Annotated in this window: 14 protein-coding genes; 8 read left to right on the top strand and 6 right to left on the bottom strand. The window is 62.2% G+C overall.

What is annotated here, in order from left to right; translation table 11 throughout:
- Window positions 1-123: 123 nt before the first annotated feature.
- A complete protein-coding gene (locus A4R29_RS21360) occupies window positions 124-492 on the bottom strand; it encodes a four helix bundle protein (protein WP_063172828.1) in 369 nt (122 codons plus the stop codon).
- A 55-nt stretch (window positions 493-547) separates the two neighbouring features.
- Window positions 548-1,984, bottom strand: coding sequence for a glutamine synthetase family protein (locus A4R29_RS21355; protein WP_027035719.1), 1,437 nt, complete (start codon window positions 1,982-1,984; stop codon window positions 548-550).
- A gap of 145 nt (window positions 1,985-2,129) precedes the next feature.
- Here A4R29_RS21355 and A4R29_RS21350 point away from each other — a divergent pair, with 145 nt between their 5' ends.
- The gene (locus A4R29_RS21350; RefSeq protein WP_013530243.1) at window positions 2,130-2,843 is read left to right on the top strand and encodes an HAD family hydrolase; all 714 of its coding nucleotides are present in this window, start codon (window positions 2,130-2,132) and stop codon (window positions 2,841-2,843) included.
- Window positions 2,844-2,926: 83 nt separating this feature from the next.
- On the opposite strand, the gene A4R29_RS21345 is transcribed toward A4R29_RS21350, so the two are convergent.
- The 3 genes from A4R29_RS21345 to aceA form a co-directional block, all read right to left on the bottom strand.
- The gene (locus A4R29_RS21345; protein WP_244506851.1) at window positions 2,927-3,331 is read right to left on the bottom strand and encodes an ANTAR domain-containing protein; all 405 of its coding nucleotides are present in this window, start codon (window positions 3,329-3,331) and stop codon (window positions 2,927-2,929) included.
- 278 nt (window positions 3,332-3,609) lie between these two features.
- Window positions 3,610-3,852, bottom strand: coding sequence for an SMc00767 family acetate metabolism repressor (locus A4R29_RS21340; RefSeq protein ID WP_006202762.1), 243 nt, complete (start codon window positions 3,850-3,852; stop codon window positions 3,610-3,612).
- A gap of 58 nt (window positions 3,853-3,910) precedes the next feature.
- The gene (gene aceA / locus A4R29_RS21335; RefSeq protein ID WP_027162283.1) at window positions 3,911-5,200 is read right to left on the bottom strand and encodes an isocitrate lyase; all 1,290 of its coding nucleotides are present in this window, start codon (window positions 5,198-5,200) and stop codon (window positions 3,911-3,913) included.
- Window positions 5,201-5,429: 229 nt separating this feature from the next.
- Here aceA and A4R29_RS21330 point away from each other — a divergent pair, with 229 nt between their 5' ends.
- The 6 genes from A4R29_RS21330 to A4R29_RS21305 all read left to right on the top strand — a co-directional run bounded on the left by A4R29_RS21330 (window position 5,430) and on the right by A4R29_RS21305 (window position 12,442).
- Window positions 5,430-6,872, top strand: coding sequence for a helix-turn-helix domain-containing protein (locus A4R29_RS21330; RefSeq protein ID WP_013530246.1), 1,443 nt, complete (start codon window positions 5,430-5,432; stop codon window positions 6,870-6,872).
- Between the two features lie 150 nt (window positions 6,873-7,022).
- Window positions 7,023-7,973: a DMT family transporter gene (locus A4R29_RS21325; protein WP_063170073.1), complete on the top strand. Its 951-nt coding sequence runs from the start codon at window positions 7,023-7,025 to the stop codon at window positions 7,971-7,973.
- A 340-nt stretch (window positions 7,974-8,313) separates the two neighbouring features.
- The gene (locus A4R29_RS21320; RefSeq protein WP_013530248.1) at window positions 8,314-9,411 is read left to right on the top strand and encodes a polyamine ABC transporter substrate-binding protein; all 1,098 of its coding nucleotides are present in this window, start codon (window positions 8,314-8,316) and stop codon (window positions 9,409-9,411) included.
- An 84-nt stretch (window positions 9,412-9,495) separates the two neighbouring features.
- Window positions 9,496-10,635 (top strand): ABC transporter ATP-binding protein, encoded by a 1,140-nt coding sequence (locus A4R29_RS21315; protein ID WP_013530249.1) that lies wholly within the window; start codon window positions 9,496-9,498, stop codon window positions 10,633-10,635.
- A 9-nt stretch (window positions 10,636-10,644) separates the two neighbouring features.
- Window positions 10,645-11,619, top strand: a complete 975-nt coding sequence (locus tag A4R29_RS21310; protein ID WP_063172827.1) for an ABC transporter permease subunit — start codon at window positions 10,645-10,647, stop codon at window positions 11,617-11,619.
- Between the two features lie 4 nt (window positions 11,620-11,623).
- A complete protein-coding gene (locus A4R29_RS21305) occupies window positions 11,624-12,442 on the top strand; it encodes an ABC transporter permease (protein ID WP_013530251.1) in 819 nt (272 codons plus the stop codon).
- Window positions 12,443-12,465: 23 nt separating this feature from the next.
- Here the strand turns inward: A4R29_RS21305 and A4R29_RS21300 are convergent, their stop codons facing one another.
- On the bottom strand, window positions 12,466-14,319 hold the full coding sequence (locus A4R29_RS21300) for an AsmA family protein (protein ID WP_063172826.1): 1,854 nt from the start codon (window positions 14,317-14,319) through the stop codon (window positions 12,466-12,468).
- 253 nt (window positions 14,320-14,572) lie between these two features.
- Between A4R29_RS21300 and A4R29_RS21295 the strand changes: the two genes are divergently transcribed.
- The gene (locus tag A4R29_RS21295; protein ID WP_063173771.1) at window positions 14,573-16,531 is read left to right on the top strand and encodes an acetoacetate--CoA ligase; all 1,959 of its coding nucleotides are present in this window, start codon (window positions 14,573-14,575) and stop codon (window positions 16,529-16,531) included.
- Window positions 16,532-16,735 lie beyond the last annotated feature (204 nt).

Below are 16,735 nucleotides of genomic sequence, written 5' to 3'. Positions count from 1 at the left end.
GTAGGGGAGTAGGGGAGTAGGGGAGTAGGGGAATAGGGCAGTAGGGCAGTAGGGCAGTAGGGCAGTAGGGCAGTAGGGCAGTAGGGCAGTAGGGCAGTAGGGCAGTAGGGCAGTAGGGCAGGACTATTCCGGTGACAGTTTTCGGATCAGAAGCCGCAAGAGCGTTCCGACGCTCTCACTGCGGGCCATCAATGATTTGATCGTCTCGTGCGAGGCGATTCCGACGCGTTGCGCGATCAGCAGATGGGTCTCCAGTTCCTTGAGTGATCCCTGGGCGATCCTGAGAAATTGCTGATAGGAAGCTCGGCTTTCTCGCCCGTAACCTTCGGCAATGTTGGCGGGAACGGAGGTGGCTGCACGGCGTACCTGAGTCGTCAGGCCGTAGAGCTCATCCCTTGGCCAAGCTCTGGTTGTTTCGTAGATCGATACCGCCAGATCCATAGCTTGCTGCCAGACAATTAAATCCCTGTACGATTCAATCTTGGCCGTCATCCTTGCCCTACTGCCCTACTGCCCTACTGCCCTACTGCCCTACTCCCCTACTCCCCTACACATTCAGCAACAAATACTCCCGCTCCCACGGACTGATCACTTCCATGAAGGTCTCGAATTCCGCGCGCTTGATCGCCGCATAGGTCGCGGCGAACGACTTGCCCAGATGCGCGCAGAGTTCCTCGTCGCCCTCGAACAGGTCGACGGCTTCGAGCAGGCCGCGCGGCAGGTCGATCTCGTCGGCATTGGCCGTTGTCAGGACCGGGGGCTCGGCCTTGATCTTGTTGGTGATGCCGATCAGCCCGCAGGCAAGCGATGCCGCCAGCGCCAGATAGGGATTGGCATCGGAGGACGGGATGCGGTTTTCGACGCGCCGTGCCGCCGGATCCGAGCGCGGCACGCGAAACGCCGTGGTGCGGTTGTCATAGCCCCATTTGTTGTTGACCGGCGCCGACGCCGCCTGTGTCAGCCGGCGGTAGGAATTGACATAGGGCGCGAACATCACCAGCGCGTTCGGCACATGCTTCTGCATGCCGCCGATAAAGTGGAAAAAATCGTCGGTTTCCGAGCCGTCAGCGGCCGAAAAGATGTTCTGTCCGGTCTTCTTGTCGATGATCGACTGATGGATGTGCATGGCGGAGCCGGGTTGCCCCTGGATCGGCTTGGCCATGAAGGTGGCGTAGATCTCGTGCTTCAGCGCCGCCTCGCGAATGGTGCGCTTGAACATGAACACCTGGTCGGCCAGTTCGATCGGGTCGCCATGGCGCAGATTGATCTCCAACTGGCCGGCACCTTCCTCGTGGATCAGCGTATCGATCTCCAGGCCCTGGCTTTCGGAGAAATGGTAGATGTCGTCGATCAGTTCGTCGAATTCGTTGACGCCGGCGATCGAATAGCCGGCGCCGCCGCCGATCGCGCGTCCCGACCGGCCAACCGGCGGGGTCAGCGGATAGTCCGGGTCGGGATTCTTGCGCACCAGGTAGAACTCGATCTCGGGCGCCACCACAGGCTTCAGGCCGAGCTTGTCATAGGCGGCCACCACACGCTTCAACACGTTGCGCGGCGTGAACTCGACCGAGCGTCCGTCCTGGTGGACGAGGTCGCAGATGACCGCTGCCGTCGGGTCTTCTTCCCAGGGCACCACCGTCAGCGTCGACAGGTCGGGCATCAGTTTGAGGTCGCCGTCGTCTTCGGGGTAGTGGAAGCCGTTGCCATCCTCGGGGTAGCCGCCGGATATCGTCGTCATGAAGACTGCCGACGGCAGCGCCAGCGAGGTGTTGGAGGTGAATTTCTTCGATGGCATCATCTTGCCACGCGCGACGCCTGCCTGATCGGGCGTGATGCACTCGATGTCCTCGATGCCGCGCCATTCCAGCCAGGCGCTGACTTCCTTCCAGTTCTTGACGCCTCGTTGGTTTTTCACGAAGGCAGGCGTGCGGGCGCGTCCTCCGCGGCTCGACGGACGGACTTCCTTTTTTGCAGGCGGCATCATTCACCAGATTGGGTTGCGGATTGTGGAGTATAGCCGTGCCCTCCTATGGAAGGGAAGGGGAGCCGCGTCGGGCATTGCCCGGTGCGGTTGAAAAACACGCCAATCGGCTTAGTTTCGGCCGTCCCAATTCCAATCGAGGCGTTCAATGCGGCGCAATGACAAACTGACGACGATCGGCTTCGACGCCGACGACACGTTGTGGCAGAACGAGCAGTTCTTCCGGCTGACGGAAAAGCGCTTTGCCGCCATGCTCGTCGACCATGGCGAAGCGGAGCACATCTCGGCACGATTGCTGGAGGCCGAAAGGCGCAACCTCGCTGTCTATGGCTTCGGCATCAAGGGATTTACCCTGTCGATGATCGAGACGGCGATCGAGGTCACGCAAGGCCGCGTGCCGGGCTCGGTCATAGCGGAGATTCTCGATGCCGGCCGCGAGATGCTGAGCCATCCGATCGAGGCCTTGCCGCACGCCCGCGAGACGGTCGAAAAGCTTGCCGGCGCATTCCGCCTCGTGCTGATCACCAAGGGCGACCTCTTCGACCAGGAGCGCAAGCTGGCTGGCTCAGGCCTTGGCGATCTGTTCGACGCGGTCGAGATCGTCAGCGACAAGAATGCTGCCACCTATAGCAGGCTCTTCAAGCGCCACGGCGATGGTCCGGCGAAAAGCATGATGGTCGGCAACTCGCTGAAGTCGGATGTGGTGCCGGCCATCGAGGCCGGCGGCTGGGGTGTTCATGTGCCGCATGAACTGACCTGGGTGCTGGAGCATGTCGAAGCGCCGGTAACCGAATCGAGGTTCCGCCAGATATCCGATCTCGGACAACTGCCCGGACTGATCGAAAGCATCATCGATCCCTGATCGCCGGGCGATCCGTGGTCGCCCGGCCTTACCTGGTTTCGATTCCGGACGGAAAAACCGCTACACACTTTCCCGCAATTGCCTCAGCGGCCGATCAGGCGATCGATCACCGGTTGCAACCGTTCGGGCGTGATCGGCTTGGCGATCACCACGTCGATGACACCAGACAGGCCCAGGCTTTCCGTGGTGCCATTCTTGGTTGACAGCAGGATTACCGGTGGCAGCGATTTGCCCGAGGCGCGGCGCAACGCGTCGATGCTGGACATCAGATTGTCGCAGTCCTTGTTGTCGGCGCCGCCGTCAAGGACAACCGCGCCGGGAATGAGCGACCGCAAGATCCTTGCCGCCGTGTCGGGAGATTCCGAAATCGGCTTGAGCCCGGATCGCTCGACGATTTTTGAAATCACCACGCGATTGATTGGCGACCTGCCGACGACAAGCACCTGCGACGGATCACGGATCGCCTCGGCGGTTGAGCCGCGGGTCACCAGATTCGGATGTCTTGGAGTCTCGCCTTCGCGATTCACCGGGCACACAAGTCAGCCAAGAAGCTCGCCCCTATTTCAATGCAGAGTTGAATCCGGAGCGCAATTGGCGTGAGATCGCAGCCTATGTCAAGTTGAAATAAAAGTGCCCGAAATCATCGCCGGGACAGTGAATTTCAAGCAACGCTACTGTACTCGACTGTCCATACGTGCATTTCATAAAAAGAAAATTCACCTGCGCAGGGGCTGCGCAGGTGAAGGGTCGGTTGCATGAATTTCAGTCAGCCGTGGCTCTGCTGCGTGACGATCACCGGGATCAGCAGATCGCCCCAGTTGCCGTCGCCGCCGTGATGTCGTGCCGAGCGCACGAGTTCCACCGAGACGCCCGCCTCGACCGCCTTCATAACCGACTGGTTGAGGCGGTGCAGGTCGTTGGCCAGCATGCGGATCGTCGCCTGCTGGTCGACGCTCATCGTCGTCGACTGTTCCTCGGCGCGTTCCTTGACGCGGCTTATCGATGCCATTGGTTTTCTCCTTGTGTCCCAAGCCCTGTCGGGCGTTTCCTCTGAGTTTTTCTGTTCGCTATTCGGCGGCCGGTTTGAACTGCGCGTGCTCCGTCGATTCATGCATGGCGGTGGTCGACGACTGGCCGCCGGTGATCGCCATCGACACGGCGTCGAAATAGCCGGTGCCGACCTCGCGCTGATGCTTGGTCGCGGTGTAGCCATCGGCCTCGGCCGCGAACTCCGCTTCCTGCAACTCGGAATAGGCCGCCATCTGCCGCGCCTTGTAGCCGCGCGCCAATTCGAACATGCCGTAGTTGAGCTGGTGAAAGCCGGCGAGCGTGATGAACTGGAACTTGTAGCCCATGGCGCCGAGCTCCTTCTGGAACTTGGCAATCGTCGCGTCGTCGAGGTTCTTCTTCCAGTTGAACGACGGCGAGCAATTGTAGGCGAGCAGCTTGTTGGGGTGATGCTTGCGCACGCCGTCGGCGAATTTCCTGGCCTGTGCCAGGTCCGGCTTCGAGGTCTCGCACCAGATCAGATCCGCGTAAGGCGCATAGGCGATGGCGCGGGCAATGCAGGGCTCGATGCCGTTCCTGACATGATAGAAACCCTCAATCGTGCGCCCGGCGTCGTGGTCGACGAAAGGCTGGTCGCGCTCGTCGATGTCGGAGGTGAGCAGCTTGGCGGCTTCCGCATCGGTGCGCGCGACGACCAGGGTCGGCGTGCCCATCACGTCCGCCGCCAGGCGCGCGGCGTTGAGGTTGCGGATGTGCGCCGCAGTTGGGATCAGCACCTTGCCGCCGAGATGGCCGCATTTCTTTTCCGACGCCAACTGGTCCTCATAGTGGACGCCGGCGGCGCCCGCCTCGATGAAGGCTTTCATGATTTCGAAGGCGTTGAGCGGCCCGCCGAAGCCGGCTTCGGCGTCGGCAACGATCGGCGCGAACCAGGTTTCGACCGAAAGCCCATTGCCTTCGGAGGTCTCGATCTGGTCGGCGCGCTGCAGCGTCCGGTTGATGCGCTTGACCAGTTCAGGCGCCGCATTGGCCGGGTAGAGCGACTGATCCGGATACATCGCGCCAGCCGTGTTGGCGTCGGCGGCAACCTGCCAGCCCGACAGGTAGATCGCTTTCAGCCCGGCGCGCACCTGCTGCATCGCCTGATTGCCGGACATGGCGCCGAGCGCGTTGACGAAGTCCTCCTCGTGGATGAGCTTCCACAGCCGATTGGCGCCCATTTCGGCAAGGCTCTGGCGGATCTGCACCGAACCGCGCAGACGCTTCACATCCGCCGCCGAGTAGGGTCGTTCGATACCGTCGAAGCGACCTTCCGGCGCCGATGGGACGAGGTTGTAAAAATCAGTCATTGGTCACTCCGAGGAATTGCTGATCTGTGTCAAGGCGTCAATCATTTGGGGGTAGTTGGGTATGACTGGATTTACATTTTTGCGTGAAATCAGCCACAAAAAACAGATAAACTGAGAGGATATAAGAGAAAACCTGTGTTGCGTTTGACAGAAGTGCGTTGTAAATTTGTCATTATTGTAAAAGGCCCGTGCCCAGGAAATTCGTGTAAATTGCTGTAAAGGACAGTCCGTGGCTGACCAGAAGATCTTCGCCGGGCCGCGCATCCGCCGCATTCGTAACGCCAAGGGCCTGACCCAGACGGCGATGGCCGAGGGTCTCGGCATTTCGCCGTCCTACCTCAATCTGATCGAGCGCAACCAGCGGCCGCTGACGGTGCAGCTGATCCTCAGGCTGGCCTCCGTCTACAAGGTCGATCCACACGAGCTGCAGGGCGAGGCGAGGGGATCTGTCGCTGCCTTGAAGGAAGTGTTCACCGATCCCCTGCTGGTCGGCGAGTTGCCGGGTGATCAGGAACTGATCGAGCTTGCCGAGGCGGCGCCCAATGCGTCCGCGGCCGTGATAAAGCTGTTCCGCGCCTATCGCGAGCAGGCCGAGCGCCTGTCCGACCTCAACGAATTGCTGGCACGCGAGGGTCGGGCGACGGCGCTCTCCGGCGCCCGCCTGCCGATCGACGAGGTGCACGAGATTTTCGAGCGCCGGCCGAACCATTTCGCTGCCCTCGAGGAGGAGGCCGCGGCGTTCACCTCGGTGCTCGATCCCGGCGACGATCTGTTCGGCGCGCTGAAGGCCTGGCTGAAGCGCGAATATGGCATCGTGGTCAAGGTGCTGCCGGTCGCGACCATGCCGAACTGGCGCCGCCGTTACGATCGTCATTCGCAGCGCCTGTTCCTGTCCGAACGCCTGTCGCCGTTCGACCAGTTGCGCGAAGTCGCGATGGAGGCCTGCCTGATCCGCATGACGGTCGCCGTCGCCGGCGAGATCCAGGCGCTCAAGCTGAGCACCGACGAGGCGCGCCGCCTGGCCCGCTTCGAACTTGGCCGTTATGCGGCGCATGCGCTGATGATGCCCTATCAGGCCTTTCACGCGGCTGCCGTGCGCGCCCGCTATGACATCGATGTCCTGCGTTCGCGCTTCGGGGTCTCCTTCGAACAGGCGGCCAACCGGCTGACCATGCTGCAGCGGCAGGGTGCCTCGGGCGTGCCGTTTTTCATGCTGGAGGTCGACAATGCCGGCAACCGCTTCCGCAAGGCCGGCAGCCAGGGCTTTCCTCAAAGCCGCTTTGGCGGCGGCTGTCCCAAGCTGCCCGTGCATGTCGCCTTCACCCAGCCCGGCCAGGTCTTCGTCGAGGCAGTGGAAATGCCCGACGGCGCCGAGTTCCTGTGCATCGCCCGCACGCTGGAAGGGCCGCAAGGCGCATTCTCGGAACGCCCGCGCCGCACCGCGCTGCTGCTCGGTTGCGACATCGGCTTTCGTGACGATATCGTCTATGGCGCGGCATTGCCCGGTGCGGCAATCACCGCAAAGGCCGGCACCGTCGCGGCGACGCCGGTCGGGCCTGCTTGCCGGCTTTGCGAACGCGTCGGCTGCCTGGCGCGGGCAGAACCGCCGGTGACGCGCCCGCTCGGCCTCGACGAGATGGTGACGGGCCTGAGTGCTTTCGATTTTCAGTGACGCCGTGTTCTTCTGAAATGGAGGAAGGTGCCACAATTGTCGGCGGCCGCTGGCTCAGTTCCGGCCTGCGCCTTTGCGTTACGCCAACAGAGCATCTTTTTGTCGTCCCTTGCGCATCGTCCCGTCCACAAGAGCCCGACAGTGGCAGCCATGATCGATACCGCATCGCCGATCGTCGCATCGCCAGCCGTCTCGCCGCGCGAGGAGCGCGTCGGCATGCTTTTGGTCTTCCTGTCGGCGCTGATGTGGAGTTTCGGCGGCGCCATCGCCCGCTTCATCACTGTCGGTGACAGCTGGACGGTCATTTTCTGGCGATCCGTGTGGGCAGCCGCCTTCCTGGTCTGCTTCATGGTTTGGCGTGACGGCTGGCGTGGCATGCTGAAGCTGTTCCGCGACATGGGGTTGCCCGGCCTTGCCGTCGGGATCTGCTTTGCCACGGCATCGACCGCCTTCGTCGTGGCGCTCGCCTACACCACCGTCGCTAACATCCTTTTGATGCAGGCAGGCGTGCCGTTGCTGGCGGCGCTGTTTGCTTGGGCATTGTTTCGCGAAAGGGTTGGTGTCGCGACCTGGGTGGCAATCGCCGCCGTCATCACCGGCGTCGCCATCATGGTGTCGGAATCGCTCGATGGCGCCGTCTCGCCCATAGGCGATGGGCTGGCGCTGTTGATCGCGGTCATGTTTTCAGTCGCCACCGTCATCACCCGGCGGTTCTCCGGCGTGCGCATGACGCCGGCGACGTGCCTCGGCACCATGCTCGCGGCCGGCTTTGCCGTCTCGCAGGCATCGACCCTCACCGTATCTGTCAGTGACATGGGCTTTCTGTTTGCCTTCGGCGTGGTCAATCTCGGCCTCGGCCTGGCCTTCTTCGCCACCGGCGCGCGACTGATCCCGGCGGCCATCGCGGCGCTGCTCGGCACGTTCGAGCCGATCCTCGGCCCGATATGGGTCTGGCTCATTCATTCCGAGGTGCCGTCGGGGCGCACCATCATCGGCGGCGCGGTTGTGGTCACGGCGCTGCTCGTCCATATCGGGCTCGAATTCAAGCGCCAGGCAAGGCCCGAACGCGCAGGGGTCACCGGGGTGCCGTCACCTAATTGAAGCGGCCTGCAGCTTTGCCATTGACAACGTCGCTGCGGCACGGGCAGGCTGGGAATACGGCAACAACAAGACAGGCGTATCTTGCCAAGTCTCCCAGCCGGTCCGATCGGGACCGGACCATATCGTCGTATCTCTGCCCGCGCCATGGCGAAAGCCTCTGACGGTATTGGCACGCCTCCCAGGCCGCCTCAGGGGCATCCAACCATCTCATCGAACCGCCTGCATGGTCTCGGCAGTTCGCGCTTGTCGCCCCTTGGAAAGCTCAATAGTCTGAAGAAAATGCCGGTCGCGCTGATGTCGCGACGAGCCGGTGAAGGAACACTCATCAAAGGAGAATAGCATGATCCGCAAAGCGCTCTGGCTTTCGGCAACGTCGGCATTCCTGACATTTTTCACCGTCGGCGGTCACGCCGAAGATCGTGTCGTCAACGTCTTCAACTGGTCGGACTACATCGACAGTTCGATCATCGACGATTTCACCAAGGAAACCGGCATCAAGGTCGTCTATGATACCTTCGATTCCAACGAAATCCTCGAGACCAAGCTGCTTGCCGGCGGCAGCGGCTATGACGTCGTCGTGCCCAGCGGCAATTTCCTTGCGCGCCAGATCCAGGCCGGCGTGTTCCAGAAGCTCGACAAGTCGAAGCTGCCCAACATTTCCAACATGTGGGATACGGTTTCGGAACGCACGGCCAAGTACGACCCCGGCAACGAATACTCGGTCAACTACATGTGGGGCACGGTTGGCATCGGCTACAACATCAAGAAGGTGCAGGCGGCGCTCGGCACCGACAAGATCGACAGCTGGGATGTCTTCTTCAATCCCGACAGCCTGGCCAAATTGAAGGACTGCGGCGTCTACGTGCTGGACTCGCCGGCCGACATCATTCCGGCTGCACTGAAATATCTCGGCCTCGACCCGAACAGCACATCGCCCGACGATATCGCCAAGGCCGAGGAGACCTTGCTCAAGGTCCGACCTTATATCAGGAAGTTCCATTCCTCCGAATACATCAACGCGCTCGCCAACGGCGATATCTGCCTGGCCGTCGGCTGGTCGGGTGACGTGTTCCAGGCCCGCAATCGCGCGGTCGAGGCCAAGCAGGGCGTCGAGATCGGCTATTCCGTGCCGAAGGAGGGTGCGCAGATGTGGTTCGACCAGATGGCGATCCCTGCCGACGCGCCGCATGTCGCGGAGGCGCTCGAGTTCATCAACTACATGATGAAGCCGGAAGTTATCGCCAAGTCGTCGAACTACGTGCTCTACGCAAACGGCAACAAGGCTTCGCAGCAATTCGTCGACAAGGCACTGTTGGAGGATCCTTCGGTTTATCCCGATGCCGAGACCATAAAGAAGCTCTACACCGTCTCGCCATACGATCCCAAGACCCAGCGCGTCATCACGCGCACCTGGACCAAGATCGTCACCGGCCAGTAAGCAATCCGACACGGTCCCGGCAGCCACCTGCCGGGACCGTTTTTACCTGGGGCAAGAAGCAAGAAAATCAGGACGGAGTGGGACATGAAATCGCTTGGCAGCATCCGCAGGGATTTTGCACCGTGGAACGACCCGAACGCCAAGCCGTACATCCAGTTCGACAACGTCACCAAGAAGTTCGGTGACTTCACCGCCGTCAACAATCTGTCTCTGACCATCTTCGAGCGCGAGTTCTTCGCGCTGCTCGGTGCTTCCGGTTGTGGAAAGTCGACGCTGCTCAGGATGCTCGCCGGCTTCGAGGAGCCGACAGCCGGCCGCATTCTGCTCGATGGCCAGGATCTGCGCGGCATCCCGCCCTACCGGCGGCCTGTCAACATGATGTTCCAGTCCTATGCGCTGTTCCCGCATATGACGGTCGAGAACAACATCGCCTTCGGCCTCAAGCAGGACGGCATGCCGAAGCCCGAAATCGCATCGCGCGTTGCCGAGATGCTGAAGCTGGTCAAGCTCGAGCAGTTCGCCAAGCGCAAGCCGCATCAACTGTCCGGCGGCCAGCGCCAGCGCGTCGCGCTCGCCCGCTCGGTCGCCAAGCGGCCCAAGGTGCTGCTGCTCGACGAGCCGCTCGGCGCGTTGGACAAGAAGCTGCGCGAAGAGACGCAGTTCGAACTGATGGACCTGCAGCAGAATCTCGGCCTGACCTTCGTCGTCGTCACCCACGACCAGGAAGAGGCGATGACCATGGCCGATCGCATCGCCATCATCGACAAGGGCGAGGTGATGCAGGTGGCAACGCCGGCCGAAGTTTACGAGGCGCCGGGATCGCGTTTCGTCGCTGGCTTCGTCGGCAACGTGAATATGTTCGAGGGCAAGATCGCGCGTGGCGAGGCGGGCAGCGCCAGCATAGACGCCGGCAACGGCATCACCATCCGCACCGACAATGCCGGCACCGCCGGGGCCGGGACGGCCGTCACCTTCGCCATCAGGCCCGAAAAGATCAAGGTGTCGTCGAAGAAGCCGGCCGAGGCCGTCAACGCCATCGAGGGCGAGGTCTACGATATCGCCTATCTCGGCGACATGACCGTCTATCATGTCAGGCTGGACGACGGCCAGGTGGTGCGCGCCAGCACCATGAACGCGGCCCGCATCACCGAGGATCCGTTGAGCTGGAACGACCGCGCCTGGGTTTCCTTCCGGCCCGACGCCGGCGTCGTGCTGACGCGGTAGGGGGCGACCATGTCGAGCGCCGCCGTCACCACCTCATCAGCCTCGCCGGCATCCAATGCCGGCAAATCCATCCTTGCCAGGCTGGGTGCTGCCTTCGTTGGCCGACTGGTCATCATCATCCCGTATGTCTGGCTGCTGTTCTTCTTCCTCATTCCGTTCGTCATCGTCTTCAAGATTTCGCTGTCGCAGACGGCGATCGCCATCCCGCCCTATACGCCGGCGCTCGATTTCAGCGGCGGCATTTCCGGGTTCCTGGCTCAGCTGAAACAGCTCAGCCTCGACAATTACACCTGGCTGACGCAGGACGCGCTCTACTTCAACGCCTATGTGACCAGCGTCATCATCGCCGCGGTCTCGACGGTCCTGACATTGCTCGTCGGCTACCCCATCGCCTACGGCATGGCGCGCGCGCCGGCGACGATCCGCCCGACCTTGCTGATGCTGGTGATCCTGCCGTTCTGGACCTCGTTCCTGATCCGCGTCTACGCCTGGATCGGCATTCTCAAGCCCGAAGGGCTGCTCAATCAGCTGCTGCTCGCCACCGGCGTCATCCACCAGCCGCTGATCATCCTCAACACCTATACGGCGATCTTCATCGGCATCGTCTATTCCTACCTGCCGTTCATGGTGCTGCCGCTCTATTCCGCTCTCGAGAAGATGGACTATTCGCTGATCGAGGCGGCCAAGGATCTCGGTTGCCCGCCGACCAGTGCGTTCTGGAAAATCACCTTCCCGCTGTCGCTGCCCGGCGTCATCGCCGGTTGTCTGCTGGTGTTCATTCCGGCCGTCGGCGAATTCGTCATTCCCGATCTGCTCGGCGGATCGCAGACGCTGATGATCGGCAAGACGTTGTGGAACGAGTTCTTCGCCAATCGCGACTGGCCGGTATCGTCGGCCGTGGCCGTCATCCTGCTGTTGCTGCTGATCGTGCCGATCATGCTCTTCCAGCGGGCTCAGGCGCGCGCTCAGGAAATGGACAGGTGACCTCATGAACGCCACCTGGAGCCGCTTCAACATCACCTCGATCGTGCTTGGCTTTGCCTTTCTCTACCTGCCGATCGTGCTGCTCATCGTCTTCTCGTTCAACGAATCGAAACTGGTCACGGTCTGGGGCGGTTTCTCGACCAAATGGTACGTCTCGCTGTTCCACAACCAGGGTCTCATGGACGCGACCTGGGTGACGGCGCGTGTTGGCCTGATCTCGGCCACGGTTGCGACGGTGCTGGGCACGCTGGCGGCACTCACCTTGACCCGCTACACGCGCTTCAAGGGCAGGGTGCTGTTTTCCGGCATGGTCTTTGCGCCGCTGGTCATGCCGGAAGTCATCACCGGCCTGTCGCTGCTGCTGCTCTTCGTCGCCGTCGGGCTCGACCGCGGCTTCCTCACCGTGACGCTCGCCCACATCACGCTGACCATGTGCTTCGTCGCCGTGGTCGTGCAGTCGCGGCTCATGACTTTCGACCGCTCGCTGGAAGAAGCCGCGATGGATCTTGGCGCAACGCCGGTGAAGACCTTCTTCCAGATCACATTGCCGGTCATCATGCCGGCGATCGTCTCCGGCTGGATGCTGGCTTTCACCCTTTCGCTCGACGATCTGGTCATTGCCAGCTTCACCTCGGGGCCGGGCGCGACGACGCTGCCGATGAAGATCTACAGCCAGGTTCGCCTCGGCGTGACGCCGGAAATCAACGCCGCCTGCACCATCCTGATCGCCGTCGTGGCGATCGGCGTCATCATCGCCTCGCTTGCCAACAAGCGGCGTGAGGTGCAGCGCCAGCTCGACGAGCAGGCCGCGCAGCGCGGGTGAAAGATAGGAGGCGCGGTGGCGGCCTATTCCCCGGAAACGCCGCGGCTGATCGGGGAAATGAACGGCGTGCTCCAGGTTCCGCCGACGAAGAACGACGACTGGTTGGGGCCTTGCTGGCCGCTGGCCTGCGTTGCCGCCTGATCCGGCTGAATGACGCCGCCGGACAAGGCCAGTCCGCGCCCGGCGTAGGACGCGATGCCGGACAGCCAGATCTTGTACTTCGCTGAATTGGCCTCGGCCTTGTCGATTCGCGCCACGCCCTTCGAAATGGTGGCCTTGATCTCGGCACCGTCGATCGGCAATGTTGCGTCGGAGACATCGTCGAGCGCGAAGAAGCCGCCCTGTTCGGTATGTTTGAGGAAGGCCGGCAGGTTGAGCTTGCTCAACGCACCCGGCCCGAAGGTCGCCGAGACCGAGCCGTCGGCATTGTCGAAGATGGAATCCCAGGTTCTGCCCGGCCCCTTGAGGATCACCGAGACGGTGCCCGTGCCGACCGGCACCAGCCGCGTCATCCCTGCGGCCGTACCGAAAGCACCGCCGTCGATGTCGGACGCCAGAAGGCGGATTTCGACCTGCGAGCCTTCCGGCTTGCGATCGAAGCGAAGGCTGGTCTGGATGTTGCCGCCGAAGGCCGAGGCATCGGAGATGTCGAAGACGGACAGACCATCCTTGACCTGTGCGGTGGCGGCGACGTCGGCGAGCTGGATCGGCCCCGCCGTGGCGTGCGCCGCCGACAGCCTGAGATCGAGATTGATCTTGTCGGCGAAACTTGTGTCGATTTCGCCAGGCCCCGCTCCTCCGGTCGGCACCAGCGGGGTGAAGGCCGACAGAAACGATCTGAGGTCGAGCGTGTCGAAGGCGAGCGTGCCGGAGATCACCGGTTGTGTTTCACCAAGCGAGAGGTCCAGCGCACCCATCCCCGGATTGTTGTCGAGTGCAATCGCCGTATTGTCGAACTTGACGCGCCCGCCGGTCGCGGTGATCTTGCTCGAAATGCTGACCGAGCCGATCGCCGCACCCGGAGCGATGCCGGCCTGCGACCATTCCAGGACACGCCGCAGCGAGGGTGCCGAGAACTTCGCTTGACCGTCGAAATAGGTATTTTCAGACATGCTGGCCGTGCCGTCGAACGAGAAGGTGGCGGGCGCCGCCTTGAAGGACAGTGTCAGCGGCGCCGTGCCGCCGGCAAACAGCACAAGCGGTTTGGCCGAGGCGACGTCCAGCGCGACGCTTTCGCCCCGCCAGATGCCGGTTGCCGACAGCGTCGCATTGCTGTTCATCGCCGCCCAATTTGCCTGACCGTTCAAACTGCTCAGGATCTCGACGTCCTTGCCGCCGATGGAGGCTACCATGCGGCCGTCGCGAAACTCGACCGTGCCGAAGGTGTCGGTAGGCAGCTTGTCGAGGTCCGGTTTGGCGGGGTCGGCGTTGACCAGGCCGCGCGCCGTGTCGATGGAGCGCGTGATGCGCCCGCCGGTCGGGACAGCGGGCAGGAAAAGGCCGGCAGGCGTGCGCTGGACCCGGATCGTCGGCCGCACCAGCCGCGCCGTCGAAAACACCACGTCGCCGCGCAAGGCCGCCATGGCGGAAAGGTCGACCTCGACCCGTTCTGCCTCGACCACCGGCGGCGCCTCGGTGTCGGTCCATTGTGACAGCGTCACATCGGTCAGGATTGCCCGGAATGTCGGCCAGACCTCGATACGCGGCGAACCGTCGATGGCGACACGGAAGCCGCTCCACGCACTCATTTCCCAGGCGATGCGGTCGCGCACGATACGGGTGGAGGCAATCAGCGGCAGGGCGGCAACGACCAGCGCGACGACGATCACGGCAGCGCCGATCGCCCATATTCCGCGCCGGATCATAGATGATGGCATATGGCCCCGTATGCTTCCATTCCGACAATCGCCCGACGGGTGTAACCCCAGGTGTCACCACGACCCCGGTCGTCACCAGGACTTCCGGCCGTCACTACGACTTCAAGTTGTCACTACGACTTAGGGCTGAGGCATTTCAAGTCTTTATGGCCCGGCGATGGCATTTGCGCACATCTGGTCGCATCAGCCGAACAAAATCTTGCTCTGCTGCGCTGCGATATGCATAAGCGATGGCGACCGTGGAGGAACGATCATGGCTGCCGAACAACCGCTCTGGACCCCGACGCAAGACCAGATTGACGCAGCACCCTTGACCGCCTTCACCAAGGCCGCCGGAGTCAAAGCCGGCGTAGCGTTTTCCTCGTATTCGCAGCTTCACGCCTGGTCGGTCGAGGACCGTGAAGGGTTCTGGAGCCTGGTCTGGGATTTCTGCGGCATCGTCGGCGACAAGGGCGACAAGCTGCTCGTCGACGGCGACAAGATGCCCGGCGCTTCTTTCTTTCCCGATGCGACACTGAATTTCGCCGGGAATCTGCTGAAGAAGACCGGCTCAGGCGACGCAATCGTGTTTCGCGGCGAAGACAAGGTCGAGCGCCGGCTGTCCTGGAACGAGTTGCACGCGCTGACCTCGCGGCTGCAGCAGCTTTTCCTGTCGCTCAAGGTGAAGAAGGGCGACCGCATTGCCGCCATGATGCCCAACATGCCGGAGACCGTCGCCGCCATGCTGGCAGCCGCCTCGATCGGCGCCGTCTGGTCGTCCTGCTCTCCCGATTTCGGCGAGCAGGGCGTGCTCGACAGGTTCGGCCAGATCGAGCCCGTCGTCTTCATCGCGCCGGATGGCTATTGGTACAATGGCAAGGCGATCGAAGTCGCCGACAAGATTGCCGCGGTCGCGGCCAAGCTCGGCACTGTCCGCAAGATCCTGGTCGTCGACTATCTCGGCACATCGAGCGATGTCGCCGGGATCATCGACAAGGCGGTAGCGCTGGAAGAGGCGCTGTCGCCCTTCGCCGACAAGCCCGTCGCCTTCGAGCCGCTGCCGTTTTCGCATCCGCTTTACATCCTGTTTTCGTCGGGAACGACCGGCATTCCCAAATGCATCGTCCATTCGGCCGGCGGCACGCTGATCCAGCATGTCAAGGAACACCGGCTGCATGCCGGTCTCACCGACGGCGACCGCTTTTTCTACTTCACCACCTGCGGCTGGATGATGTGGAACTGGCTGGTGTCGGGGCTCGCTTCGGGTGCGACGCTGCTGCTCTATGACGGTTCGCCCTTCTACCCCGACGGCAATGTGCTGTTCGATTTCGCCGATGCCGAGAAGATGACTTTCCTCGGCACCTCGGCCAAGTTCATCGATTCCGTGCGCAAGGCCGGCCTCAAGCCGATCCGCACGCATGATCTGTCCACTGTGCGGGCAATCTCCTCCACCGGCTCGCCGCTGTCGCCGGAAGATTTCCGCTTCGTCTATGACGGCATCAAGAAGGACGTACATCTGGCCTCGGTCTCCGGCGGCACCGACATCGTCTCCTGCTTCGTGCTCGGCGTGCCGACGCAGCCGGTCTGGACCGGCGAGATCCAGGGACCCGGCCTCGGCCTGGCCGTCGATGTCTGGGACGACGACGGCAGGCCGGTCCGACAGGAGAAGGGTGAGCTGGTCTGCGCAAAAGCCTTTCCGGCGATGCCGATCGGCTTCTGGAATGACCCCGATGGCAAGAAGTACCGGGCGGCCTATTTCGAGCGCTTCGACAATGTCTGGTGTCATGGCGATTTCGCCGAATGGACCGAGCATGGCGGCCTCATCATCCATGGCCGCTCCGACGCCACGCTCAACCCGGGCGGGGTGAGGATCGGCACGGCGGAGATCTACAATCAGGTCGAGCAGATGCCTGAGATCCTGGAAGCATTGTGCATCGGACAGGACTTCGACAACGACGTGCGCGTCATCCTGTTCGTGCGCCTGGCCGCCGGCGTGCAGCTCGACGAGGATCTGGAAAAACGCATACGGGCAAAAATCCGTAGCGGCGCGAGCCCGCGTCACGTGCCGGCAAGGATCGTCGCCGTCACCGACATCCCTCGCACCAAATCGGGCAAGATCACCGAGCTTGCGGTGCGCGACGTGGTGCATGGCCGCGCCATCAAGAACAAGGAGGCGCTCGCCAATCCAGAGGCGCTTGAGCTGTTCAAGAACCTGCCGCAATTGGCCGAGTAGCTGCTAATGCATGTCGCTCAAAAGTGGCCCCGGTTTTGAGGCAACGACATGCATGAAAAAAGACGTTCCGGCATGGTTAACGAAATATCTCGCTAGAATTTACCTAGATTTCATGAGTGGTACACATTCGTAAATTTTCCGGCGCCCCGGTAAGGAGTTGTTAAGGTCCGGCGTCGATAGTCGCAGGTAACTTGAGGGAGAAAT

The sequence above is a fragment of the Mesorhizobium ciceri biovar biserrulae genome (assembly GCF_001618845.1).
GTDB lineage: Bacteria > Pseudomonadota > Alphaproteobacteria > Rhizobiales > Rhizobiaceae > Mesorhizobium > Mesorhizobium ciceri.
This window is presented reverse-complemented; position numbering and strand designations above follow the sequence as displayed.

Bases quoted from the DNA above. Each gene is read 5' to 3' on its own strand.
- A4R29_RS21320 (WP_013530248.1), top strand. From the start codon at position 8,314: ATGATCCGCAAAGCGCTCTGGCTTTCGGCAACGTCGGCATTCCTGACA.
- A4R29_RS21305 (WP_013530251.1), top strand. From the start codon at position 11,624: ATGAACGCCACCTGGAGCCGCTTCAACATCACCTCGATCGTGCTTGGC.
- A4R29_RS21310 (WP_063172827.1), top strand. From the start codon at position 10,645: ATGTCGAGCGCCGCCGTCACCACCTCATCAGCCTCGCCGGCATCCAAT.
- A4R29_RS21360 (WP_063172828.1), bottom strand. From the start codon at position 492: ATGACGGCCAAGATTGAATCGTACAGGGATTTAATTGTCTGGCAGCAA.
- aceA (WP_027162283.1), bottom strand. From the start codon at position 5,200: ATGACTGATTTTTACAACCTCGTCCCATCGGCGCCGGAAGGTCGCTTC.
- A4R29_RS21355 (WP_027035719.1), bottom strand. From the start codon at position 1,984: ATGATGCCGCCTGCAAAAAAGGAAGTCCGTCCGTCGAGCCGCGGAGGA.
- A4R29_RS21295 (WP_063173771.1), top strand. From the start codon at position 14,573: ATGGCTGCCGAACAACCGCTCTGGACCCCGACGCAAGACCAGATTGAC.
- A4R29_RS21315 (WP_013530249.1), top strand. From the start codon at position 9,496: ATGAAATCGCTTGGCAGCATCCGCAGGGATTTTGCACCGTGGAACGAC.
- A4R29_RS21300 (WP_063172826.1), bottom strand. From the start codon at position 14,319: ATGCCATCATCTATGATCCGGCGCGGAATATGGGCGATCGGCGCTGCC.
- A4R29_RS21340 (WP_006202762.1), bottom strand. From the start codon at position 3,852: ATGGCATCGATAAGCCGCGTCAAGGAACGCGCCGAGGAACAGTCGACG.
- A4R29_RS21325 (WP_063170073.1), top strand. From the start codon at position 7,023: ATGATCGATACCGCATCGCCGATCGTCGCATCGCCAGCCGTCTCGCCG.
- A4R29_RS21350 (WP_013530243.1), top strand. From the start codon at position 2,130: ATGCGGCGCAATGACAAACTGACGACGATCGGCTTCGACGCCGACGAC.